A 21,796-nucleotide genomic window follows, 5' to 3' on the forward strand; every position below is an offset into this window, starting at 1 on the left:
GATCTGACCGTCGGGGAAGTGGGTTGACCATGGCCATGGTGGGCCTGTTCTGGATCGCCGAGGGCGACGTGTACGTGGGCGCCAAGCCGGCCGGCCTGGCCCCCGGGGTGCGCCTGACGTCCGAGGGCGTGATGGCCCTCGGCGACGGACGGTCCGGCCTCCACCTGTGGGAGGACGTGTCCGCGCTGACGGTGGCGGACGTCCCCGAGAAGTCCCTGAAGCGGCAGCTGGGTGCGGTCGCGGACCTGGCCCTGGGCATGACGGAGCTGGTCCTGACCACGGGGTACGGCCAGGAGGCTCCGCCGCTCATGACGGTGCGCGTCCAGTCGTCCGACGGGGAGCACGAGTTGGCGGCCTACGTCGCGGCGGCCGTCGGCTACTCCCGGACCGAGGTCGACCTCTCCCGCGCCCTCCTCGCCCGCCTCACGGACGGCGCCGCGACGATGGCGACGACCCTCGCGGCGATGTCCGAGTGGGGCCGCGCCCGGGAGGGCGGTTCACCCCGGGCGGCGGAGCGGGAGGCGCTGTTGCGGGAGTGGGTCGGCTAGGGCCGCCGGTCACCGTCACAGGGCAGAGGTGTCCGTCGTGCGGCCCCGGCATCCGGTCTCCGCCGCCGTCACTCTGACCGTCCTCGCGCTGCTCGCAACCGCCTGCGGCGAAACGTACAAGGCAGCCCCGGACGGCACGGCGGTGCCCCAACTCGTCGGACTGCGGCTGAACATGGCGAAGTCCACCGCGGGCGAGGCCGGTTTCCCGGACGTCGCCCCCGTCAGCGTCGACGACCGGCGCCAGTCGCTGGAGCACACGAACGACTCTGGACCGTCTGCGCCCAGCAGCCCGCGGCCGGCACGAAGTCCTCGGGCGCCTCAGTCGAAATGGCAAACCCCCGAAGCGGACATGTAACGGACTGAGCACGCAGCGTATCGACGCCGTCGTGATCACCGTGCCGTTTCCGTCAGGAGAGAGCTGACCCGATCCGCGAAGCACGGTCCCGGTACGGGGATCTCGACCCCGGGATGGCGGGCGTAGCCGCGGGTCACGGCGTGGGCGACGTAGGACGTGATCACCTCCGCGCGGCGGGGACGTCTGCGGGCGCCCGGCGAGGTCAGTCGGCTGAGGACCCTGAGGACCGTGGGCACGGACGCGTCGAAGGTGCAGTCGACGGGCGGGCGGAGGCCGATCACCGGGATGGTGTCGTGCTCGGCGGTCACCGTCTCCAGGCCGGTCTGGTCGTACCAGAAGGCCGCCGCATGGGTCTCGCCGCGCGCGCGGTGGTGCAGGGAGAGGCAGTACGCGGACGGAGCGTGCCCGGCGCCGCCGGCGTACTGCCACCAGAAGCGGGCTCCCTCGTCGATGCCGGCGACGAGCAGCGCGCAGCCGAGCAGCCAGGCGCACTCGGGTTCGGGCAGCTGGTCGGTGAGGAAGTGGAGCGTGCCGGGGGCCAGCGCGCCGAGCAGGGAGTCGCACAGGGTGCGCAGGTCGTGGATCGCGGCCGGGTCGGCGGGGCGGGCGCCGGCGACGTCGGCCACGTCCTCCGCGTACCCGGGGTAGGCGCTGTCCTCGTAGGGGACGGTGTCGGCGGGGACCTCGGGGCGGCGGCGCAGCCGGGCGCGTGCGAGGAGGGCGTCTATGTCTGTCGTGTCTGTCATGGCGGTGGGGCTCACTCCCGGGAGCCGGTACGGCGCAGCAGGTCTTCGAGGGCCGCGCGGGCGTGGTGGTCGACGGCGTGGGTGATGGCCGGGCTCAGGCCGGTGACGTAGGGGATCGTTTCCGCCAGATCCTGTCCGCACAGGTGACCCAGCACGACCACGTCCATCTGGTCCTGGGGCAGGCGGGCTATGGCGTCGAAGAGGTCCACCAGGTCGGTCATCACCACGAGGTGGCCCGGGACGCTGTCGCCGACCTCCTCGGTGGAGAAGACGGCGGCGCGCAGGTCGGGGCGGCCGTCGCGGTGGGCGGCGCGTGCCAGGACCCGGGTGCGCAGCAGCAGCCAGGCGTTGCGGCGGACGTTCTCGCTGCTCGCGACCGTGCTCCAGGACAGCCACAGCAGGTCGAAGGTCTCGCCCACCGCCCAGCGGACGCGGTCCTCGGCCAGCAGGAAGGCGCGGGCGTAGGCGGTGTAGGGCGCGCGCATCGTCTCGATGAAGGCCTGGTGGGCCAGGGGCGGGGGCTCCGCCTCGCAGGCCACCTGCTCGATGCACTGCTCGATCCACCACCGTTCCTTGCGGGCCTCGCGCGCCGCGGCGGTCCACAGCCGGCGCATCGGCCGCACCGGCAGACCGAGCGCACGGATCATGCTGAAGGTGATCTCCCAGGTGGGGTAGTACCCGTTGCCGCGCAGGAGTTCGCTGATCCGGGTCTTGGAGTAGCCGGAGCGGTGGACGAGGTCGTCCAGGGTCATACCGCTCGTGAAGACGTGGCGGCGGACCGGTTCCAGCCAGGCCCGGTGCGCCGGACCCGCAGCCGCGGAGATGGGGGCCGGCTTGCGGCCGCGCCGGCCGGCGGGCTCCGGGAGAACCGGGCGGCCCGTGCCGGCGGGCTCCGGGGAAGCGGGGCGGCCTGTGCCAGGGGGCTCGGTCATCGGGGTGGCTCCTCCCCGGCGGCGGTGGTCGTGGCTGTGGGGTCGGCGGCTGCCCGGGGACTGCCGGGGCCGGTCAGGGCCTGGACCATCTGCTGCACGAGCAGGCCCAGGGACGGGAGCAGGGTGGCCATGGCGGCGACCTGTCCCAGCACGGTCATCACCGTGCTCCACGTGAGGACCGTCACCAGGACGGCGACGGTCCACACCTTCTCACTCGACATCACGCACTTCGTTTCTGTGAGCGGGTCTCACTCCAACTGCCCCTCCGTCAGGCGGTGCTGAAGCGCCATCGGAAGGGAGAGCCAGCATGGCCCCGCCCCTGTCCACCACGCCACGTGATCATGGAGTTACGGAACAATGACCCCAAGGGCCGGCCCGCGCTACCCGGCGCCACCCCTGGCGCGACGGGAGAATGACAGCGATTCAACCTATTGAGGGGGAAAGGCGACTTCCGCTCACGCACCGTGTCGTACGCCGCCATCCTGGAAAGCCCCAGGCGCCACTCGACACCGCACTGGGAAACCGTGCGGCCCCCTGTGCTGAAGCAACATCCCTGGAGGGGGCCGCACGATCGAGGGGCTCGTACCGCTGCCGGTGTGATGTCCGTCAAGTGAGACGTGACGCGCGTTACTTACCGGTCACACAGCGGCTCCGGAGCGCTATGGTCCGCCGGAGAAGCAGACTTGGAGCGCGTTCGAGGGAGTCGTCAGTGGCACGGAAGCTTGCCGTCATCGGAGCCGGTCTCATGGGGTCCGGCATCGCTCAGGTCGCGGCGCAGGCGGGCTGGGACGTCGTCCTGCGTGACGTCACCGACGAGGCGCTCAAGCGTGGCACCGACGGCATCAAGGCCTCGTACGACAAGTTCGTCGGCAAGGGCAAGCTGGAGGCGCACGACGCCGACGCCGCCCTGGCCCGCATCACCGCGACCACCGACCTGGACGCCGCCGCCGACGCCGACGTCGTCGTCGAGGCCGTCTTCGAGAAGCTCGAGGTCAAGCACGAGATCTTCCGTGCGCTCGACAAGATCGTGCGCCCCGGGGCGGTGCTCGCCTCCAACACCTCCGCCATCCCGATCACCAAGATCGCGGCGGCCACCGAGCACCCCGAGCGCGTCGTCGGCGTCCACTTCTTCTCGCCGGTGCCGATGATGCAGCTGGTCGAGCTGGTGCGCGGCTACAAGACGAGCGACGAAACCCTCGCCACCGCACGGGAGTTCGCCGAGTCCGTCGGCAAGACCTGCATCGTCGTCAACCGCGACGTCGCCGGCTTCGTGACCACCCGGCTCATCTCCGCGCTCGTCGTGGAGGCCACCAAGCTCTACGAGTCCGGGGTCGCCACCGCCGAGGACATCGACCTTGCCTGCAAGCTGGGCTTCGGCCACGCCATGGGGCCGCTCGCCACCGCCGACCTCACCGGCGTCGACATCCTGCTGCACGCCACCAGCAACATCTACACCGAGTCCCAGGACGAGAAGTTCGCCCCGCCGGAGCTGATGCGCCGGATGGTGGACGCCGGTGACATCGGCCGCAAGAGCGGGCAGGGCTTCTACACGTACTGAAATCCCGCCCCAGGCACCCAAGCCGGACATCCACCCCGGGAACATCACTCCCCGGGGTGAATTCGGTATCGGTTCGCTTACAAGCAGCAACCGCACCACCACTCGCACAGTCAGACCGGGCACAGCACCGACACGGAGTACGCCAACCGCACTCAACGGGGAGCGCATATGCACATCAGGGGCGACCACGCCGAGCTGGTCGTCGGGGGCCGCCTCGACGTCCGCAGCGCGGCGGACGCCCGTACGGCCCTGCACCTGGCCGTCGATCACGGAGTCGGCGACCTGGTGCTCGACCTGTCCGAACTGGACTCCTGGGACGCCACCGGCCTCGGGGTGATCATGGGTGTCCATCGGCGGGCCGGCCGCTGCGGTCGCCGTCTGGTGCTGCGCGGTGTCCCGCCCCAGATGCAGCGCCTGCTGGTCGCCACCCGGCTGCACCGCATCCTCGCCATCGAGGGCGGCATCGGGGTGGAGTCACTGCCCCGGGTGTGACCCGCGGGACGGGACGGGCCGGGGCACAGTCGCCGAACCGCACGTCGGGGGCAATCCTCATGAGACTGTGACGTCACGGGCCGTACGGCACCCCGCCCTGTCGGAGATACTGAGCGAAGGTTTAGGGTTCGGTCGCCCGCCGCCTCGCAACCCTCGACCGAGCGGGCCCGGACCAGAAGCGACAGCGCGGTGTGCGACAAGGCCGGGAGGGGCCGGAATCCGGGCACACGACGCTTTTGGGGGGGCTTGAATCCCATGGAATCCAGGGAACCCACGGACCCGATCGACCCGGGACCCGAGGAGTACGGTCAGGCGCACAGCCGCCGCCCGCCCCGGGAATCCCTCACCTCCGACTTCGGCCAGAGCACGCCCGCGCTCGCCCGTACGGCGCAGGTCGTCTCCGGCGATCTGCTGCTGACCGTCAACCCCGTCGACGGCAGCGAGATAGAGCCCTGTCCGCCGGCCCAGCGCCCCGGCAGGCCCCGCAAGCGAACCGCCGCCGAGCGCGCCGAGGTCGAGCGGGCCGCCCGGCCGCCCGTGCCGGCCGGCCCCGCCCAGCCCGCGCCGTCCCTGCTGGAGCGGCAGGACGAACGCGAACGCCTGGTCCGGCTGTTGGCCCGCGGACGCTCCGTCCGGCTCACCGGCCCCGGCGGCTGCGGCCGTACCGCCCTGCTCGACCTGGTCGCCGAGGACTGCCTGGACCTCGCCCCCGACGGCGTGATCCGGCTCTCCGGCTTCCACCGCACCGCCGGCGAACTGCTCCACGACCTCTGCCACGCCGTCTACGACGCCCCGGGCCACCGCCCGGAACGCGACGATCTGCACGCCCTCGTCGCCGAGATCGGAGCCGTCGTCGTCCTGGACGACATCGAGTTCGGCGGCACCGCCCTGGACGAACTGCTCGACATCGCCCGGGAGTGCGCGTTCCTGATCGGCGCCACCCCCGAGGTGCCCGCGCCCTCCGCCGAGTCCCAGGTCGAGGAGGTCTTCCTCGCCGGCCTCGACCGCGCCGGCGGCGTGGAGATCCTGGAGCGGACCGTCGGCCGCGTCCTCACCGAGGAGGAGGCCAACTGGGCCGGCGATCTCTGGTTCGAGTCCGAGGGGCTGCCGCTCAGGTTCGTCCAGGCCGGCGCCCTGCTCCGGCAGCGCGACGAACTGCGGGCCGGCGCCGGAGCGGTGGACGAGTACGGCGTCTTCGAGGACGTACGCCACGAGGCGGCCCCGGACGCGCCGGAGGCGGAGGCCGTCCCGCTGCCCTCGCTCGGCGAGGCCGCCGCGCCCGCCCCGCTGCTCGCCTCCCGGCTCAGCGCCTCCGCCCGAGCCACCCTGCGCTTCGCGGTCGCGCTCGGCGGCGAGGTGCCGCACCAGGCACATCTGCCGGCGCTGGTCGGGGACACCCACGCCGACGCCGCCCTCGGCGAGCTGATCGCCTGCGGACTGGTCTCCCCGGTCGGCTCCCGCTACCGCCTCGCGGCCGGGGTGCCGGCCCAGCTGGAGGCCGCCGGGTACGCCGACGACGCCGGGGACCGTGCGCTCACCGCAGCCGGGCACTACACCTGGTGGTCCGGCCATCCCTCGGTCACCCCGGAGCGGGTGGGCGCGGAGGCCGACGCGCTCCTGGCAGCGCTCGGCGCCGTCCTCCCGCACACCGCGCCGGCGGCCGAGGGCGAGGAGAGCTGTGCGGTACGGCTCGCCCGGACGGCCGCGCCCGCCTTCGCCGCCGGACTGCACTGGGGCGCCTGGGAACGCGCGCTGCGGGCCGGTACGGAAGCCTCCCGGCTGGCCGGCGAGGTACGTGAACAGGCCTATTTTCACCATGAGTTGGGAGTCCTCGCACTCTGCGCCGGACAGCTCGACCGGGCGCGTGCGGAACTGGAGGCGTCCATCGGGCTGCGCGGTGCGCTCGCCGACAAGCGGGGCACCGTCGCCGGGCGCCGGGCCCTCGCGCTGGTCGCCGACCGCTCCGGCGAGCTGCCCGGGACGGCGGCTACGGCGGGGGAGGAGCGGCCGGATGCACGGCACGAGGAGTCGGCGCCGCCGCCGTACGTCCCTCTCGGCGACCCCCTGGTCACGCGTCAGTTCCCGGTGACCCCGGCCCCGACCGGGACCGACGGCGGTGGTGGGGGCCTGCGGCGGCTGGCCCGCCGCAACCTGGTGGCGGCCGGCTCCGGGGCGCTGCTCGCCGCGGTGCTCGGTACGGTCGTCACGCTCGGCATGACGTCCCACGAGAACGCCGACAAGAACCCCGCCGGCAAGGTCGACGTCAACCCGTCGATCAGCCAGGGCACGGACGACGGCACCCTGGGCGCGGACCCGAACCAGGGCAGCGGCGGCACGACGGGTGCGGCGAGCGGCCGGCCGACGAACCGGGGCCCGGGTGGCACCCACGGCGCCACGGGCGGCCCGGCGCCGTCGTCGACGGACCCGGCCCGGCCGTCGGAGAGCATCAGCCCGTCCGGCCCCGGCCGGACGTCGTCCCCGCCGTCCAAGTCGCCCAAGCCGTCGGGTTCCGCCACCTCGCCGACGGGCGGTACGTCCGGCAGCGGCGCGGGAGGCTCCTCGAGCGGGTCCAGCGGCAGCCCGACGGGCGGCACGAGCAGCGGCTCCACCGGCGGTACGACCAGCGGCTCCAGCGGCAGCCCGACGGGCGGTGGCTCGGGCGGGACCACCGGCACAGGCTCCACGGGCGGTTCCTCGGGCGGGGCCACGAACGGCGGCACGAGCGGCACCACCGGCGGTACGAGCAGCGGGACGAGCGGCAGCACGACGAGCGGCCCCACCGGCACGACCGGCACCACGGCGAGCAGCGCGTCGGCGTCCCAGAGCGCACCGCAGCCCTCCGCAACGGTGGCCTGACACGCGTCCGCCGTCCCTCTTCCCGGCAGGGGAGGGGGACGGCGGAGGGCGGAGGGCGGTCAGAACAGGCGGAGCTTGTCGTCCTCGATGCCGCGCATGGCGTCGTAGTCCAGGACCTGGCAGTTGATGCCGCGGTCGGTGGCGAGGACGCGGGCCTGGGGCTTGATCTCCTGGGCGGCGAAGACGCCGCGGACCGGGGCCAGGTGGGGGTCGCGGTTCAACAGGTCCAGGTAGCGCGTGAGTTGCTCCACGCCGTCGATCTCGCCCCGGCGCTTGATCTCCACCGCGACCGTTGCGCCGTCGGCGTCCCGGCACAGGATGTCCACCGGGCCGATCGCCGTCATGTACTCGCGGCGGATCAGCGTGTAGCCCTCGCCGAGCGTCTCGATGCGGTCGGCGAGCAGTTCCTGGAGGTGCGCTTCCACGCCGTCCTTGATCAGACCCGGATCCACGCCGAGTTCGTGCGAGGAATCGTGGAGGATCTCCTCCATGGTGATGATCAGTTTCTCGCCCGCCTTGTTGACGACCGTCCAGACGCCCTCCTCCTCGCCGCCGCCTTCCTTCAGCGTGCAGGGCGGCGACATCCAGTTGAGGGGCTTGTAGGCCCGGTCGTCCGCGTGGATGGAGACGCTGCCGTCCGCCTTGACCAGGATCAGGCGGGGCGCCGAGGGCAGGTGGGCGGTGAGCCGGCCGGCGTAGTCGACCGAGCATCGGGCAATGACGAGACGCATGGTCGGCAACGCTACTCGACGCGCGCCGGTGTGCGCGATTCGCCCAACCCGCTCCCTGTGTATCGCCCCAATTGTCCCTGGAAACTCTTGTTCATCCCTGGCCGATTGTGTGCCAGAGGAGACCGTTCCATATACGCATTCTGCTGGTGTGGTCACCGACCGTTGCCTACCGTAGGGAACGGGAGGTTGCGACGTATGCACGGTGCGTGTTCGACATCGCGAACTCCCTGACCTGTCCGGCAACCCCTGTTCCACGGGGGTGCGAGAGGAGAACCCATGTCGCTCGACGTCTCACCGGCCCTACTCGAAAAGGCCGAGCGAGGCGAGGTCGACGAAGCAGAATTCGTCGACTGCGTCCGGACCTCCCTGCCCTACGCATGGGAGATGATCAGCTCCCTGGTGGCTCAGCTGAAGGTCGACGGCGGCTCCTTCGCCGACAACCAGACGCCCCCGCCGGACGAGCAGGCACGCGGTCAGCTGCTGCGTGCGCTCGCGAGTGACGCCATCCGCGGCGCCCTGCAGCGGCACTTCGGTGTGCGGCTGGCCTTCCAGAACTGCCACCGTGTGGCGGTGTTCCCGCTCGACCCCGCAGTGGACGAGACGTTGACCCGCTTCACGTCGGTGCGCAGTCAGTTGCTGAACCAGTCGCCGGAGCTTCGGGACTGCTGACGGGCAGTCCCGATCGGCAGACATTGTGTGCCGCCGGCTTGCCGCTCCATCTGCGGGAGGTGCATTCAGTACTGGGGCGGCAAGCCCCCCAGGTGGCTTGCGCGCGGGCCGGTCGGGTCAGCGCAGCTGGGGCAGCACCTCGGCGCCCAGCCGCCGGAGGTTCTCCTCGGTCGCGGCGAGATCCCCCGAGCCCTCCACCAGGAGAGCGAAGCGGGAGATGCCGGTGCGCTCCGAGGTGGCGGCGAGCCGGTCGGCGGCGAGCCTCGGGGTGCCCACCGGGTGCAGCCCGCAGAGCAGTTCGGTGTAGGCGTGCGGATCGCGCATAGTGCGCGCCCGCCCGTCCACCGTCACATGGGCCTCCAGGCCCTGCTTCAGCCAGCCCGGCATCGCCTTCAGCAGGGTCTCCGCCGCGTCCGTGCGCCGGTCCGCGAGCTGGCACACCCCGGCCGAGACATGGGCCGCGTCGGTGATCTGCTCCTCGGGCCAGCCCGCCGCCCGGGCGCAGCGCCGCCACAGCGCGACCATCTCGGCCTTCTCCTCGTCCCCGACGTGCATGCCGAGCAGCATCGGCAGCCCGCGCTCGGCGGCCATCCGCACGCTCGCCGGGGAGGTGCAGGCGATGACGACCTCGGGGCCGGGCGCCTCCGTCAGGGCCTCCGACGGACGGGGCACGACCGGGACCTCGCGGAAGCGGAACCGCTCGCCGTCGGCCGCCACGCGCGGCTCGCGCAGCCAGCGCAGCAGCAGATCGAGTGATTCCGGGAATCCGTGTTCGTACGCCCCGAGGCCCGTGCCGAACACCTCCAGATCCACCCAGGGGCCGCCGCGGCCCACGCCCAGCGTGAACCGGCCGCCGCTCGTCAGATGCAGCAGCGCGGCCTGCTCGCCGAGGGCCACCGGGTGCGCGGTGGGCAGTACGCTGACCGCCGTACCGACCCGGATGCGGTGGGTGCGGCCGAGCAGATACGCGGCCAGCGTGATGGCGGACGGGCACGTGCCGTACGGCACGAAGTGGTGCTCGGCCAGCCAGACCGCGTCCAGCCCCGCCTCCTCGGCGACCTCCGCCGAGCGGACCGCCCGGTGCAGGGCCTCTCCCGGGCCCTGACCCGGGAACTGGGCGCCCAGCACAAAGCTTCCTACGTACATCGCATTTCCTGCTTCCTTGGCTCCGACCCGGAGCTCCCCCGCCCGGCATAACCGTCTGACACGTGCCCAGGACACGGCCTGGCGGAGAGATTTGCGGATTGTCTGCAGAATCGCAGGTCCCGGAGGGGGACTTGTGTGGGTTGGTGCCCTACGCGTACCCCACTCGGCGGCGCGTACGCTGGATGCAGCCCCTGCTTCCTGTACAGCCCCGAGAGGTGTCCCGTGTCCCCGCGTCGCAACCGACCGAAGGCAGCCGGCTCGTCGGGTCGCAGCGCCGAGGACGACCCCGCCGGCCGGTACGGCGGGTGGCAGTCGACCGAGAGCTGGCAGGGCGAGGAGTGGAGCGTGCGTCATGTCGCCGGGGCGAGCGCGCAGGGCAAGACCTACCGCTGCCCGGGCTGCGACCAGCTGATCGCCTCCGGTGTCCCGCACGTCGTGGCCTGGCCCGAGTACGCGGGCGTGGACGACCGCCGGCACTGGCACAAGGCGTGCTGGAACGCGAAGGACCGCCGCACCACGCGGGTGCAGCGGCCCCGTAACGCGCCGAAGTTCTGAGAACCCCGCGTCACACGTCCCGGCCGCGCAGGAGCGCGTAGGCGCCCGCGCCGGCCGCCGCGGTCACGCCGAGCATGATCCACAGCGGCTCCCAGCCCGACGGGCCGGAGTTGCTCAGGGAGTTGGCGTAGAACACGCTCATCTGGTTCGGGATCGAGTACTCCAGCAGCCACTCGCGCACCTTGTGCAGCGACGCGGAGAACATGAACAGCGCGATCACCAGCGGGGCCAGCACCACGCCGATCATGATGGTGATGGCGCCCGCCGAGTGCCGCAGGATCGAGCCGATGAGCAGCGACAGCAGGCCGAGCAGGGCCAGGTAGAGGCTCACGCCGACGGTGGCCTTGAACCACTCGCTGCCGGTGGGGGTGCGCGCGCCGTTGCCGTGCACCATGGAGTTCTGGACCATGGCCACGAAGGACGCGGCGGCCAGCGTGATCACGAAGGCGAGGGCGAAGAACACGATCGCCTTCGCGGCCAGCACCCGGCCGCGGCTCGGGCACGCCGTCATCGTCGTACGGATCATGCCGGTGCCGTACTCGGAGGCGGTGGTGAGCACGCCGAGCGTGATGATGCAGATGGTGCCGAGCAGCAGCCCGAAGAAGCCGAGCTGCAGCGGGTTCTGGTCGTCCATCTGCGAGGAGGAGTGGCTGACCGTGGCGCCGGCCAGCAGGCCGATGCCGACGACGAGGACCACGAACACACCGAGCGTCCACATCGTGGACCGCACCGACTTGATCTTCGTCCACTCGGAGGTCAGCGCATGCCCGAGGTGGGTGCGCACGACCGGGATCGGCGAGGTGTAACCGGGGTACGGCCCGCCGGGCACCGGCTGCCAGCCGGGCGCGGAGTGGGCCTGCGGCATCGGGGGCTGGGGGGTGCTCATCGGGCGTCCTCGGGCTTGGTCAGGTCGGCGGGGGCGGGAGCGGCGGCGGGCGCCTGCTGCGGGACGGGCGGTGCGGCCGGGGCCGCGCCCGGGGCCTGGCCCTGCGGGGCAGGGGCGGCCTGCGGGGCGGTGCCCGGCGTCTGGACCTGCTGGGGGGCGTACGGGTTGGCAGCCGGGGCGCCCGGAGTGCCCGGAGCGCCGTACGGACCCGGCTGGGCGGCGCCGTACGGGCCTGCGGGGGCCGCCGGGCCGGACGGGGCCGCCGGCCCGCCGGGGACGGGCTGGGCGCCCTGCTGGGGCGGCGGCGGGGCGTACCAGCCCGGCTGGCCCTGTCCGGGCACCGGCATCGGCGGCTGCGCACCGGGCGGCAGGGGCTGCTGCAGGCCCGCCTTCTGGTCGATGGTCGAGCGGTAGTCCACGGCGCCCTGCGTCATCCGCATGTACGCCTCCTCCAGCGAGGCCTGGTGCGGCGACAGCTCCCACAGCCGCACGTCCGCCCCGTGCGCGAGGTCGCTGATCCGGGGCAGCGGCAGGCCGGTCACGCGCAGCGCGCCGTCCTGCTCCGGCAGGACGTGGCCGCCGGCCTCGGTGAGCGCGGAGGTCAGCTTCTCGCGCAGCTGCGGCTCGGTGTCCGGGGTGCGCACGCGCGCGAAGTCGGCGGAGTTGGCCGAGATGAAGTCCGTCACGCTCATGTCGGCGAGCAGCTGGCCGCGCCCGATGACGATCAGGTGGTCGGCGGTCAGCGCCATCTCGCTCATCAGGTGCGAGGAGACGAAGACGGTACGGCCCTCGGCCGCGAGTGCCTTCATCAGATTGCGGACCCAGAGGATGCCCTCGGGGTCGAGGCCGTTGACCGGCTCGTCGAACAGCAGCACCTGCGGATCGCCGAGGAGCGCGGCGGCGATGCCGAGGCGCTGGCCCATGCCGAGCGAGAAGCCCTTGGAGCGCTTTTTGGCCACGTTCTGCAGGCCCACGACGCCGAGCACCTCGTCCACGCGCCGGGCCGGGATGCCCGACAGCTGGGCGAGGCTCAGCAGGTGGTTGCGGGCGCTCCGGCCGCCGTGCACGGCCTTGGCGTCCAGCAGCGCGCCGACCTGGCGGGGCGCGTTGGGCAGCCTGCGGTAGGGGTGGCCGCCGATGGTCACCGAGCCGGCCGTGGGGTTGTCCAGCCCGAGGATCATCCGCATCGTCGTCGACTTGCCCGAGCCGTTCGGCCCGAGGAAGCCGGTCACGGCTCCGGGCCGGACCTGGAAGGAAAGGTTGTACACGGCGGTCTTGTCGCCGTAGCGCTTGGTCAGGCCGACAGCCTCGATCATGCTCCGCACCCATCGAAAGGTTCAGGACAGCGGGGCACACGCCCCCGTAAGGGTTAGGAGGATATCGAGGCGCTGACGGTTCCGCCCAAAAGAAAGTAAAGCCAAAGTACTGCGGTGCGTGTGCCCGAGGCCTACTGGGCGTCCCGGCGCTTGAGGAGGACGTAACCGCCCACGAGCGCGGCGATCACCCACAGCACCATGATCCCGAGCCCGCCCCACGGCCCGTTCGGCCGGTCGTCGCCGAGTCTCGGCACCACCTGCATGATCCGGCTGCCGGCCTGGTCCGGCAGAAACCGGCCGATCTTCTTCGTCGCGTCGACGTTGCCCAGGATGGTGGAGATCAGGAAGAAGAACGGCATCAGGATGCCGAGCGACAGCATCGGCGAGCGCAGCATCGTGGCGACCCCCATGGAGAACACCGCGATCAGCGTCATGTACAGCCCGCCGCCGACCACCGCGCGCAGCACCCCCGGGTCGCCGATCCGCGCCCGGTAGGGCCCGAGCGCCGCCTGCCCGAGGAAGAACGTGGCGAAACTGGTCGCCATGGCGACGACCAGCGCGAGCGCGGTGGCCACCGCGACCTTGCTGAACAGGAAGGTGGCCCGGCGCGGCACGGCCGCCAGCGAGACCCGGATCATGCCGGTGCTGTACTCGTTCGACACCACCAGCACACCGAAGACGATCATGGCGAGCTGGCCGAGTGTCATGCCCGCGAAGGAGACGAAGGTCGGATCGAACGACAGCCGGTCCGTGATCGGCATCGAGTCGAACTGGCTCCGGGACAGCGCGGAGATGAGGATCCCGACCGCGATGGTGACGACCACCGCCGCCGACAGCGTCCACACCGTGGACGCCACCGACCGGATCTTGGTCCACTCGGAGCGGATGACCTGACCGGCTGCCACGGGTGTCACACCCCTCTCCAGGCGGCGCCCCACTCCTGCGGGGCGGGTTCCGGCCCGGCCTGCGCGTGGTACTCCACCGCGTCCTCCGTCAGCTGCATGAACGCCTCCTCCAGTGAGGCCTGCTGGGTGCTCAGCTCGTGCAGCACGATCCCGTGCCCCGCCGCCAGCTCGCCGATCCGCTCGCTCTCGCCCCCGTCCACCTCCAGCACGCTCCCGCCCGCCTCGACGACGGTGATCCCCGCCTCGTGCAGCACGTCCAGCAGCCGCTCGCGCTGCGGTGAGCGGATCCGCACGTACGACCGCGCGTTCTGCCGGATGAAGTCGGCCATGGAGGTGTCCGCGAGCAGCCGGCCCTGCCCGATGACCACCAGATGATCGGCGGTCAGCGCCATCTCGCTCATCAGATGGCTCGAGACGAACACGGTCCGCCCCTGCGCGGCCAGCGACTTCATCAGGGTGCGGATCCAGTGGATGCCTTCCGGGTCGAGCCCGTTGACCGGCTCGTCGAACATCAGGATCCGAGGGTCGCCGAGCAGCGCGGCGGCGATCCCGAGCCGCTGCCCCATGCCGTACGAGAACCCCTTGGCCTTCTTCCTCGCCACGGCGGTGAGCCCGACGGTCTCCAGTACCTCCGACACCCGGCGCGCGGAGATCCCGTTGCTCTGTGCGAGGCACAGCAGATGGTTGTAGGCGCTGCGCCCGCCGTGCACGGCCTTGGCGTCCAGCAGTGCCCCGACGTACGTCAGCGGGTCCTTGAGCTGGTCGTAGTGCCTGCCGTCGATCCGGACGTCACCGGCGGTGGGGTGGTCGAGCCCGAGGATCATCCGCATGGTGGTGGACTTCCCGGCCCCGTTGGGTCCGAGGAACCCGGTGACGATGCCGGGCCGGACGGTGCAGGTGAGATGGTCGACCGCCACCTTCTCCCCGTACCGCTTGGTCAGCCTCACCAGCTCGATCATGCGGCCACGCTAAGACGAGCCGAAGCCCCCTGCCACTTGAAGGCAGAGGGCCTCGCACCGTGCTCCTGACGGGGCGCGGGAACCACGCGATCAACCACAACGGACCGGCAGCTCCCCACGGCCCATCGGTCACCGCGTCTGCTGCGCCGGCACCCCACGGGAAATGGGCTCGTCCTCACCCGGCGTACCGGCGGCAGCCACCGCGGCACCGGTCAGCGTGGCGAGCATCTCGCGGACGTTCGTCAGCTGGGCGTTGATGCTGTCGCGGCGGTTGGTGAGCGCCGCCAGCTCGCGCTCGGATTCCGAACGGATCCGGTCCGCCTTGGCGTTGGCGTCGGCCACGATGTCCTCGGCCTGGCGCTGGGCCGTCTCCACCGTCTGACGGGCGCGGCGCTCGGCGTCCGTGCGCAGCTTCTCCGCCTCCAGGCGCAGCTGCTCGGCGCGGTGCTCGATCTCCGCCAGGCGCTTCTCGGCCTTCTGCTGACGCGAGGCCAGATCGCGCTCGGACTGCTCGCGGCGCTTGGCGAGGTTCGTCTCGAAGTCGGCGGCGGCCTGCGCGGCCTTGGCGCGGGTCTCCTCGAAGAGGGCGTCTGCCTCCTCGCGCTTGGACTGCGCGTCCTTCTGCGCCTCGGAGCGCAGCTGGGACGCGTCGCCCTTCGCCTTCTCGACGATCCGGACGCCCTCGTCCTCGGCCTTGGCCTTGCGCTCCGCGGCGTAGGACTCGGCGTCGTTGCGGACCTGCTGGGCCGCCGACTCGGCGAGGTCACGGTGCTGTTCGGCCGCCCGCCGGGCCTCCTCACGCAGCTCCTTGGCCTCTTCCTCGGCCAGCCGCAGGATTTTCTCGACCCGTGCGCCGAGACCCGCGTACGACGGCTCGGCGTCGGTGACCTGGGCCTGGGCGTTCTGCGTTTCGAGGTGGAGTTCCTCGATGCGCTTCTCCAGGGCGGTGATCCGGGTGAGAGCGCTGTCACGGTCGGAGACGAGCTTGGAGATACGTTCGTCCACCTGAGCGCGGTCGTACCCACGCCGCACAAGCTCGAAGCCGTAGGGGGAAGTGTCGCTCATGGGGTTCCTGTCGAATGAGACCGGTGAGGTGATAGGTGGAATCCTAGGGGCCGAAGCGGTGTGTCATCGAGCGGATACGTGTTTGATCTGGAGAATGAGACCCCTTTTGAGTGGCCGACGGCCGGAAGGCTTGCCAAAGACCCGGGCAAAGGCCCCAGAAGACACCGGAACGTGCCGGACACGCTAGCCGTCTGACGCCTTGCCACCCGTACGGGGGGAGCCGACCGTCGCGCCGGCCTTGACCGTGCCGTCCTTGCCGCCCGCCGGGGTCTCGAAGGACTCCAGCGCCTCCAGCACGTCCTGGACGCGGGAGATCTCGGCGTTGATGTCCTCGCGCCGACGCACCAGGATCTCCAGTTCGCGCTTGCCCTCCTCGACCGTGCGCCGGGCCTCCCGGATCGCCTCGGCCTTCAGCTCCTCGGCCTCCTTGACCAGGCTGGCCTTCTTCTGCTCGGCCTCCTTGAGCAGCCCCTCCGCCTTCTTGACGGCGGCGATACGCACCCGGCCCGCCTCGGAATCGGCCTCCGACACCAGATCCTTCGCCTTCGCCTCCGCCTTGGCCAGCTGCTCCTCGGCGGCCTTGATGAGCGCGTCGCAGCGGTCGCCGGTGGACTTCATCGTCTCGGCGGCCTCGCGCCGGGCCCGCTCGTGCAGTTCCTCGATCTCGGTCGTGATGCGGTCGCGCAGCTCCTCAGCGCGCTCCCTTATCGCGGTCGCGTCCCGGCGGGCGCCCACCAGCAGCTCGTCCGCGTCCGTACGGGCCTTCTCCACCAGCGAGTTGCCCTCGATCGTCGACTCGGCGACGATCCGCTCGGCCTCGCTGCGGGCCGCGCCCACCATCGTGTCGGCCTGCGACTCCGCGTCCGCGGTGGTCTTGAGGGCCTGCGCCTGTGCCTCGGTGAGCAGCTTGTCGGCCTCGGCCGTGGTCTCGGTGATGAGCGTGTCGACCTGCTCGGCCGCCTCCGAACGCCGCTTGTTGGCCTCCTTGCGGGCTTCGTCCAGGGTCCGCTCGGCCTCCTCGCGCGCGGAGTTGACGAGCCGTTCGGTCTCGGCCTCCGTGTCCGCCTTGAGCCGCTCGGCGTCGGCCCGCAGCCGCTCGGCGTGCTGTTGGGCCGAGCCGACCGTCTCCGCCGCCTCGGCGCGCAGCCGCTCGGCGTCACCGGTGGCCTCCCCGAGGAGCTGCTCGGCGGCCGCCAGGGCCTCCGCGCGCACCCGCTCGGCCTCGGCCAGCGCCTCGGTGCGCACCCGGTCGGCCTCGGCGACGGTCTCGGTCTGCAGCCGCTCGGCCTCGCTGCGGGCCTCGGTGATGAGGGTGTCGGCCTGGGTCGCCGCGTCCGAGCGGATGCGGTTGGCGTCCTCGCGGGCGTCCGCCCGGGTACGGGCCGCCGCCTGGTCGGCCTCGGCCAGCGCGTCCGAGGCCTCCGTGCGCACCCGCTGGGCGTACTCGGAGGTGTCCGCGCGCAGCCGCTCGGCCTCCCCGATCGCCTCCGCGACCGTACGCTCGGCCAGCGCCTTGGCGGCCTCCGCCTCCTCGTTCGCCGCACGCCGGATCCGCGAGGCGTCCTCGCTCGCCCGCTCCCGCTCGGCGTAGGCGTCGGCACGGACCCGGTCCGCCTCCTCCTCGGCCTCCCGCCTCGTACGGTCGGCCGCGTGCTCGGCGGCCGAACGCAGCCCGGTGATCTCCTCCTGCGCCTGCTCGTGCAGCCCCGTGACGGAGTCCCGCACCTGCTGGGCGTGCTGCTCGGCGGCCGAGACCATCTCGGTGGCGCGCCGGTCGGCCTCCTCGACCAGCCGGGTCGCCTCGGCCTGCGCGTCCTCGACCCGCTTGCGGGCGGAGGCCAGCAGCTCCTCGCTCTGCTCGCGGGCCCGCTCGCGCTCCTGGTCGGCCTCGGCCCGCGCGGAACCGAGGGTCTCCTCGGCCTCGCGGCGGCGCCGGGCGGCCTCCTCCTGCGCGGCGGCCAGCGTCTCGGACGCCTCGGTGCCGAGCCGCTCGGCGGCGGCCTGCGCCTCCGCGCGCACCCGGTCGGCGGTCTCCTGCGCCTCGGTCTTCAGCCGCTCCGCCTCGGCGGCGGCCTCCGAGCGCAGCCGTACGGCGACGGACTCGCCCTCGGCACGGGAGGCGGACGCGTCGGCCGCGGCCTCGTCGCGCAGCCGCTCGGCCTCGGCCTCGGCCTGCTGCTGGAGCGTACGGATCCGTTCGGCGGCCTCCGAGCGCAGCCGCTCGGCCTCCTCGGCGGCCTCCCGGCGGATCCGGGCGGCCTCCTCGCGGGCCTCGCCGAGCGCCTGCTCGGCGGAGTCCAGCCGCTCCCGCGTCTCGGTCTGCAGCCGGGTCAGTTCCTCGGCGGCCTCGGCGCGGCGGGCCTCGACGGCGCGCTCGGTCTCCTCGCGCAGCTCGCGCGCGGCGGTCTCGGCGCCGCTGCGGACCGCCTCGGCCTGCTCCTCGGCCTCGGCACGCAGCCGCTCGGCCTCCGTGCGGCTGCGCTCCAGGGTCTCGTCGGCCTGCCGGCGCAGGCCGGTGGCCCGCTCGATGGCCTCGGTGCGGACCTTCTCGCTGTCCGCGGTCGCGCTCTTGCGCAGCTCGTCGGCGTCCACCTTGGCCTTGGCCAGCAGCTCCTCGGCGGACTTCGCGCCCTCCTCGATCTGCGTGACCGCCTCCCGGCGGGCCTCCGCCCGGATCGACTCGCCCTCGGCGACCGCGTCGGCGCGCAGCTGCTCGGCCTCGCCGCGCAGCCGGCGGGCCTCCTCCTGCAGCTCGACCGTCTTGGCGCGGTACTCCTTGGTGTCGTCCTTCGCCGCGCCCTTGAGCTGCTCGGCGATGTCGTGCGCCTCGGCGCGCAGCCGGTCCGCCTCGGCCTCGGCCTCGGTGCGGATCCGCTCGGCCTCCTCGGTGGCGGCCCTGGTGGTCTTCTGGGCGTCCTCGGACGCCTTGTTGAGCACGTCCTCGGCGGTCTTGGCCGCCTTGGCCAGCTGGCTCGCCGTCTCCTCGGCGGTGATCGTACGGGCCTTCTCACCGGCCTCGGTGACGATCTTCTCGGCCTCGGCGCGGGCGTCCGCGACCAGCTGCTCGGCCTCGGACCTGGTGGCCTCGGCCTCCTTGGTGGCCTCCTCGACCAGCCGGGCGACCTGCTCCTTCGCCGTACGCGTGCGCGTCTCGTTCGCGGCCTCGGCGCTCGACAGGGCCTTCGAGGCGGCCTGTTCGGCCTCGGTGACCAGCTTCTCGGCCTTGGACTGCGCCTTGCGCAGCGCCTCCTCGGCCGCTGCCATCCGCTCCTCGGCGGCCCGGCTCAGTTCGGCGGACTGCCGGCGGGCCGCGTCCGACTCGCCGGCCGCGTCGGAGCGCAGCTGCTCGGCGTGGTCGGTGGCCTCCTGGGCCTGGGTGGAGGCGGCGTTCAGCAGCCGCTCGGCGTCCGCGCGGGCGCGGCGCAGGAGCTGCTCGGCCTCCGCGCGGGCGGCCTCGGCGTCGCTCTGCAGCCGCTCGCGGGCCTCCCGGGTCAGCCGCTCGGCCTCCGCGCGGGCGGTGGCCATCGCCTGGTCGGCCTCGGCGCGGGACTCGTCCAGCAGGCGGCGGGCCTGCTGCTCGGTGCGGGCGCGCAGCTGCTCGGCCCAGGCCACGTTCTCGTTGACGTGCGACTCGACCGTGGAGCGGCGCTCGGCCAGCTCCTGGTCCAGCTGCTGGCGCCGGGTCACCGCCTCCTGGTGCAGCTCGGCCTGCAGCCGGGCCGTCTGCTCGGCGTGCTCCTGGAGGATGCGCTGGGTCTGCGCCCGGGCCTCCGCGGCCATCCGCTCGGCATCCTGGCGCAGCTGGTCGGCCTGGATCTGGGCATTACGGAGCAGCTGCTCGGCCTGATAGCCGATGTCACCGCCGTCGTAGGCGGGCCGGGTCATGAGGGTGCGGCGCGCCTCGTGCAGCTTGGCGCGCAGCACCTCGACCTGGTAGCCGAGGTCCTCGGCGTGCTGGATCGCCTTTTCCCGCTCGGTCCTCAGCCGTTTCATCTCGGCCTCGAACCGAGAGAGGTGGTCGACGTCAGCCGCCGGCTCTCGCTCCTGGCTCTCGTAGCCCCGCACTGCGCGGTCCCATCCGTCCCCTGGTCAGCTTCTGCAACGAGCTCCGTCCATCCGCCGAACGGGGCCCCCGGGGAAATGGTGTCAGATCAACGGCGGAGCACGGGCTGCTGCCCCGACGCTCGTCCCCCGAAACCCGGACCCCGGCATGCGGTCGTCCCCCGTGTGCGGGGACGACCGCCCCCAACCCTACCGGCCCTTATGTACGGCAGTCAGTGCTCAGGGGACTCAACCGGGGCCGAAGTGACCAGTTCTGTCAGGACGCCGTGGCAATCCTTGGGGTGCAGGAAGGTGATCCGCGACCCCATGGAGCCGATCCGCGGCTGTTCGTAGAGCACGCGGACGCCCTTGTCCCGGACGGCCGCGGCGTCGCCGTCCACGTCCGCCGTGCCGAAGGCGATGTGGTGGACACCCTCCCCGTTCTTCGCGAGCCACTTGCCGACCGCGGAGTCCTCGCGGGTCGGCTCGAGCAGCTGCAGGTAGGAGGCACCGCCGTCCGACGTCTCGTTGATCTTGAGCATGGCCTCGCGTACGCCCTGCTCCTCGTTGACCTCGGTGTGGAACACCTCGAAGCCGTAGGTGGCCCGGTAGAACTCGACGGTCGCGTCGAGGTCGTGGCAGGCGATCCCGATGTGGTCGATTCGCGTCAGCATGGGTTCAGTGCAGCGCTCCGCGGATGGTTACGCAACGTGCGCGCGATCACACCGACGGGACGATGACGGCACGGAGTGCCATCAGTACATTCGAAGTAAACCCTCGTTCACTCCTCGGCCGCGCAGGCCGGTAAGGGGATCGCAGCTCATGCCTTCTGGAACGACCAGCTCTGTGATCGTCGCGGGCGCGCGCACGCCCATGGGACGACTCCTGGGCTCCCTCAAGTCCTTCTCCGCGGCCGACCTCGGCGGCCTCGCGATCAAGGCCGCCCTCGACCGTGCGGGGATCGGTGGCGACCAGGTGCAGTACGTGATCATGGGCCAGGTGCTGCAGGCCGGGGCGGGACAGATCCCGGCGCGCCAGGCCGCGGTCAAGGCAGGCATCCCGATGAACGTCCCGGCGCTCACCATCAACAAGGTGTGCCTGTCCGGCCTCGACGCCATCGCGCTCGCCGACCAGCTGATCCGCGCCGGCGAGTTCGACATCGTCGTGGCCGGCGGCCAGGAGTCCATGACCAACGCCCCGCACCTGCTGCCCAAGTCCCGCGAGGGCTTCAAGTACGGCGCGATCGAGATGCTCGACGCGATGGCCCACGACGGCCTGACCGACCCGTGGGACAACGTCCCGATGGGCGAGTCCACCGAGCGGCACAACACCCGCCTCGGCCTCGGCCGCCCCGAGCAGGACGAGATCGCCGCGCTGTCCCACCAGCGGGCCGCCGCCGCGCAGAAGAACGGCGTCTTCGAGGCCGAGATCACCCCGGTCGAGATCCCGCAGCGCAAGGGCGAGCCGGTCGTCTTCAGCAAGGACGAGGGCATCCGCGCCGACACCACCGTGGAGTCCCTGGGCAAGCTGCGCCCGGCGTTCACCAAGGACGGCACCATCACGGCCGGCAGCTCCTCGCAGATCTCGGACGGTGCGGCGGCCGTGGTCGTGATGAGCAAGGCCAAGGCCGAGGAGCTGGGTCTTGAGTGGCTCGCCGAGATCGGCGCGCACGGCAATGTGGCCGGCCCGGACAACTCGCTGCAGTCCCAGCCGTCCAACGCCATCCAGCACGCCCTGAAGAAGGAGGGCCTGGGCGTCTCCGACCTCGACCTCATCGAGATCAACGAGGCCTTCGCCGCCGTCGCCGTGCAGTCAATGAAGGACCTCGGCGTGTCCACGGAAAAGGTGAACGTCAACGGCGGCGCCATCGCGCTGGGCCACCCGATCGGTATGTCCGGCGCCCGTCTCGTGCTGCACCTGGCGCTCGAGCTCAAGCGGCGCGGCGGCGGGGTAGGAGCGGCCGCGTTGTGTGGTGGCGGCGGCCAGGGTGACGCGCTGATGGTGCGGGTACCGAAGGCCTGAGCAGTACTTTCCTA

Annotated in this window: 20 protein-coding genes; 8 read left to right on the forward strand and 12 right to left on the reverse strand. The window is 72.2% G+C overall.

The annotated features are described in order from the left end of the window. Window positions 1-29: 29 nt before the first annotated feature. Window positions 30-548, forward strand: coding sequence for a hypothetical protein (locus GQF42_RS29455; RefSeq protein WP_158924835.1), 519 nt, complete (start codon window positions 30-32; stop codon window positions 546-548). Between the two features lie 37 nt (window positions 549-585). After that, window positions 586-903, forward strand: a complete 318-nt coding sequence (locus tag GQF42_RS29460) for a hypothetical protein (protein WP_158924837.1) — start codon at window positions 586-588, stop codon at window positions 901-903. Between the two features lie 35 nt (window positions 904-938). On the opposite strand, the gene GQF42_RS29465 is transcribed toward GQF42_RS29460, so the two are convergent. Genes GQF42_RS29465 through GQF42_RS29475 form a run of 3 tightly spaced genes read right to left on the reverse strand, consistent with a single transcriptional unit; the run spans window position 939 to window position 2,802 of the window. Further along, the gene (locus GQF42_RS29465) at window positions 939-1,649 is read right to left on the reverse strand and encodes a hypothetical protein (protein WP_158924839.1); all 711 of its coding nucleotides are present in this window, start codon (window positions 1,647-1,649) and stop codon (window positions 939-941) included. A gap of 11 nt (window positions 1,650-1,660) precedes the next feature. After that, complete coding sequence (locus GQF42_RS29470; protein ID WP_199272845.1) at window positions 1,661-2,581, reverse strand: SigE family RNA polymerase sigma factor; 921 nt, start codon at window positions 2,579-2,581, stop codon at window positions 1,661-1,663. Further along, window positions 2,578-2,802 (reverse strand): hypothetical protein, encoded by a 225-nt coding sequence (locus GQF42_RS29475; RefSeq protein WP_158924841.1) that lies wholly within the window; start codon window positions 2,800-2,802, stop codon window positions 2,578-2,580. Before GQF42_RS29475 ends, GQF42_RS29470 begins: the two co-directional genes overlap by 4 nt. 488 nt (window positions 2,803-3,290) lie before the next feature. Here GQF42_RS29475 and GQF42_RS29480 point away from each other — a divergent pair, with 488 nt between their 5' ends. The 3 genes from GQF42_RS29480 (at window position 3,291) to GQF42_RS29490 (ending at window position 7,487) form a co-directional block, all read left to right on the forward strand. Next, a complete protein-coding gene (locus GQF42_RS29480) occupies window positions 3,291-4,139 on the forward strand; it encodes a 3-hydroxyacyl-CoA dehydrogenase family protein (RefSeq protein WP_158924843.1) in 849 nt (282 codons plus the stop codon). Window positions 4,140-4,307: 168 nt separating this feature from the next. Continuing rightward, window positions 4,308-4,631 (forward strand): STAS domain-containing protein, encoded by a 324-nt coding sequence (locus tag GQF42_RS29485; protein ID WP_158924844.1) that lies wholly within the window; start codon window positions 4,308-4,310, stop codon window positions 4,629-4,631. Between the two features lie 255 nt (window positions 4,632-4,886). Next, entirely contained in the window at window positions 4,887-7,487 is a 2,601-nt protein-coding gene (locus GQF42_RS29490; RefSeq protein ID WP_158924846.1) for an ATP-binding protein, read from the forward strand. Between the two features lie 59 nt (window positions 7,488-7,546). On the opposite strand, the gene nucS is transcribed toward GQF42_RS29490, so the two are convergent. Then, window positions 7,547-8,218 (reverse strand): endonuclease NucS, encoded by a 672-nt coding sequence (nucS, locus tag GQF42_RS29495; protein ID WP_199272846.1) that lies wholly within the window; start codon window positions 8,216-8,218, stop codon window positions 7,547-7,549. A gap of 276 nt (window positions 8,219-8,494) precedes the next feature. Here nucS and GQF42_RS29500 point away from each other — a divergent pair, with 276 nt between their 5' ends. Next, complete coding sequence (locus GQF42_RS29500) at window positions 8,495-8,887, forward strand: SCO5389 family protein (protein WP_158924848.1); 393 nt, start codon at window positions 8,495-8,497, stop codon at window positions 8,885-8,887. A gap of 117 nt (window positions 8,888-9,004) precedes the next feature. Here GQF42_RS29500 and GQF42_RS29505 read toward each other — a convergent pair whose 3' ends face one another. Then, window positions 9,005-10,033, reverse strand: coding sequence for an LLM class flavin-dependent oxidoreductase (locus tag GQF42_RS29505; protein WP_158924850.1), 1,029 nt, complete (start codon window positions 10,031-10,033; stop codon window positions 9,005-9,007). 222 nt (window positions 10,034-10,255) lie between these two features. Here GQF42_RS29505 and GQF42_RS29510 point away from each other — a divergent pair, with 222 nt between their 5' ends. Next, on the forward strand, window positions 10,256-10,588 hold the full coding sequence (locus GQF42_RS29510; protein ID WP_158924852.1) for an ATP/GTP-binding protein: 333 nt from the start codon (window positions 10,256-10,258) through the stop codon (window positions 10,586-10,588). A gap of 10 nt (window positions 10,589-10,598) precedes the next feature. Here the strand turns inward: GQF42_RS29510 and GQF42_RS29515 are convergent, their stop codons facing one another. From GQF42_RS29515 to mce, 7 genes are all read right to left on the reverse strand, one after another. After that, window positions 10,599-11,474, reverse strand: coding sequence for an ABC transporter permease (locus tag GQF42_RS29515; RefSeq protein WP_158924854.1), 876 nt, complete (start codon window positions 11,472-11,474; stop codon window positions 10,599-10,601). Next, window positions 11,471-12,790, reverse strand: a complete 1,320-nt coding sequence (locus GQF42_RS29520) for an ABC transporter ATP-binding protein (protein WP_158924856.1) — start codon at window positions 12,788-12,790, stop codon at window positions 11,471-11,473. The genes GQF42_RS29515 and GQF42_RS29520 overlap by 4 nt, the downstream gene beginning before the upstream one ends. A gap of 131 nt (window positions 12,791-12,921) precedes the next feature. Next, window positions 12,922-13,695 (reverse strand): ABC transporter permease, encoded by a 774-nt coding sequence (locus GQF42_RS29525; RefSeq protein WP_158924858.1) that lies wholly within the window; start codon window positions 13,693-13,695, stop codon window positions 12,922-12,924. A 5-nt stretch (window positions 13,696-13,700) separates the two neighbouring features. Next, window positions 13,701-14,654 carry an ATP-binding cassette domain-containing protein gene (locus tag GQF42_RS29530; protein WP_158924860.1) on the reverse strand — a complete coding sequence of 318 codons (954 nt, stop codon included), beginning with the start codon at window positions 14,652-14,654 and terminating at the stop codon, window positions 13,701-13,703. 129 nt (window positions 14,655-14,783) lie between these two features. Further along, window positions 14,784-15,719, reverse strand: coding sequence for a coiled-coil domain-containing protein (locus GQF42_RS29535; protein ID WP_158924862.1), 936 nt, complete (start codon window positions 15,717-15,719; stop codon window positions 14,784-14,786). 183 nt (window positions 15,720-15,902) lie between these two features. Then, window positions 15,903-19,784 (reverse strand): polarized growth protein Scy, encoded by a 3,882-nt coding sequence (gene scy / locus GQF42_RS29540; protein WP_158924864.1) that lies wholly within the window; start codon window positions 19,782-19,784, stop codon window positions 15,903-15,905. Window positions 19,785-19,993: 209 nt separating this feature from the next. Further along, window positions 19,994-20,434: a methylmalonyl-CoA epimerase gene (gene mce / locus GQF42_RS29545; protein WP_158924866.1), complete on the reverse strand. Its 441-nt coding sequence runs from the start codon at window positions 20,432-20,434 to the stop codon at window positions 19,994-19,996. 148 nt (window positions 20,435-20,582) lie between these two features. Between mce and GQF42_RS29550 the strand changes: the two genes are divergently transcribed. Next, window positions 20,583-21,782: an acetyl-CoA C-acetyltransferase gene (locus GQF42_RS29550; RefSeq protein WP_158924868.1), complete on the forward strand. Its 1,200-nt coding sequence runs from the start codon at window positions 20,583-20,585 to the stop codon at window positions 21,780-21,782. The last annotated feature ends 14 nt before the right edge of the window (window positions 21,783-21,796 follow it).

It is taken from the genome of Streptomyces broussonetiae (assembly GCF_009796285.1).
Lineage (GTDB): Bacteria > Actinomycetota > Actinomycetes > Streptomycetales > Streptomycetaceae > Streptomyces > Streptomyces broussonetiae.

Bases quoted from the DNA above. Each gene is read 5' to 3' on its own strand.
- GQF42_RS29515 (WP_158924854.1), bottom strand. From the start codon at position 11,474: ATGAGCACCCCCCAGCCCCCGATGCCGCAGGCCCACTCCGCGCCCGGC.
- GQF42_RS29550 (WP_158924868.1), top strand. From the start codon at position 20,583: ATGCCTTCTGGAACGACCAGCTCTGTGATCGTCGCGGGCGCGCGCACG.
- GQF42_RS29455 (WP_158924835.1), top strand. From the start codon at position 30: ATGGCCATGGTGGGCCTGTTCTGGATCGCCGAGGGCGACGTGTACGTG.
- GQF42_RS29470 (WP_199272845.1), bottom strand. From the start codon at position 2,581: ATGACCGAGCCCCCTGGCACAGGCCGCCCCGCTTCCCCGGAGCCCGCC.
- GQF42_RS29535 (WP_158924862.1), bottom strand. From the start codon at position 15,719: ATGAGCGACACTTCCCCCTACGGCTTCGAGCTTGTGCGGCGTGGGTAC.
- GQF42_RS29520 (WP_158924856.1), bottom strand. From the start codon at position 12,790: ATGATCGAGGCTGTCGGCCTGACCAAGCGCTACGGCGACAAGACCGCC.
- GQF42_RS29505 (WP_158924850.1), bottom strand. From the start codon at position 10,033: ATGTACGTAGGAAGCTTTGTGCTGGGCGCCCAGTTCCCGGGTCAGGGC.
- GQF42_RS29490 (WP_158924846.1), top strand. From the start codon at position 4,887: ATGGAATCCAGGGAACCCACGGACCCGATCGACCCGGGACCCGAGGAG.
- GQF42_RS29465 (WP_158924839.1), bottom strand. From the start codon at position 1,649: ATGACAGACACGACAGACATAGACGCCCTCCTCGCACGCGCCCGGCTG.
- nucS (WP_199272846.1), bottom strand. From the start codon at position 8,218: ATGCGTCTCGTCATTGCCCGATGCTCGGTCGACTACGCCGGCCGGCTC.
- GQF42_RS29530 (WP_158924860.1), bottom strand. From the start codon at position 14,654: ATGATCGAGCTGGTGAGGCTGACCAAGCGGTACGGGGAGAAGGTGGCG.
- GQF42_RS29475 (WP_158924841.1), bottom strand. From the start codon at position 2,802: ATGTCGAGTGAGAAGGTGTGGACCGTCGCCGTCCTGGTGACGGTCCTC.
- GQF42_RS29485 (WP_158924844.1), top strand. From the start codon at position 4,308: ATGCACATCAGGGGCGACCACGCCGAGCTGGTCGTCGGGGGCCGCCTC.
- GQF42_RS29500 (WP_158924848.1), top strand. From the start codon at position 8,495: ATGTCGCTCGACGTCTCACCGGCCCTACTCGAAAAGGCCGAGCGAGGC.
- mce (WP_158924866.1), bottom strand. From the start codon at position 20,434: ATGCTGACGCGAATCGACCACATCGGGATCGCCTGCCACGACCTCGAC.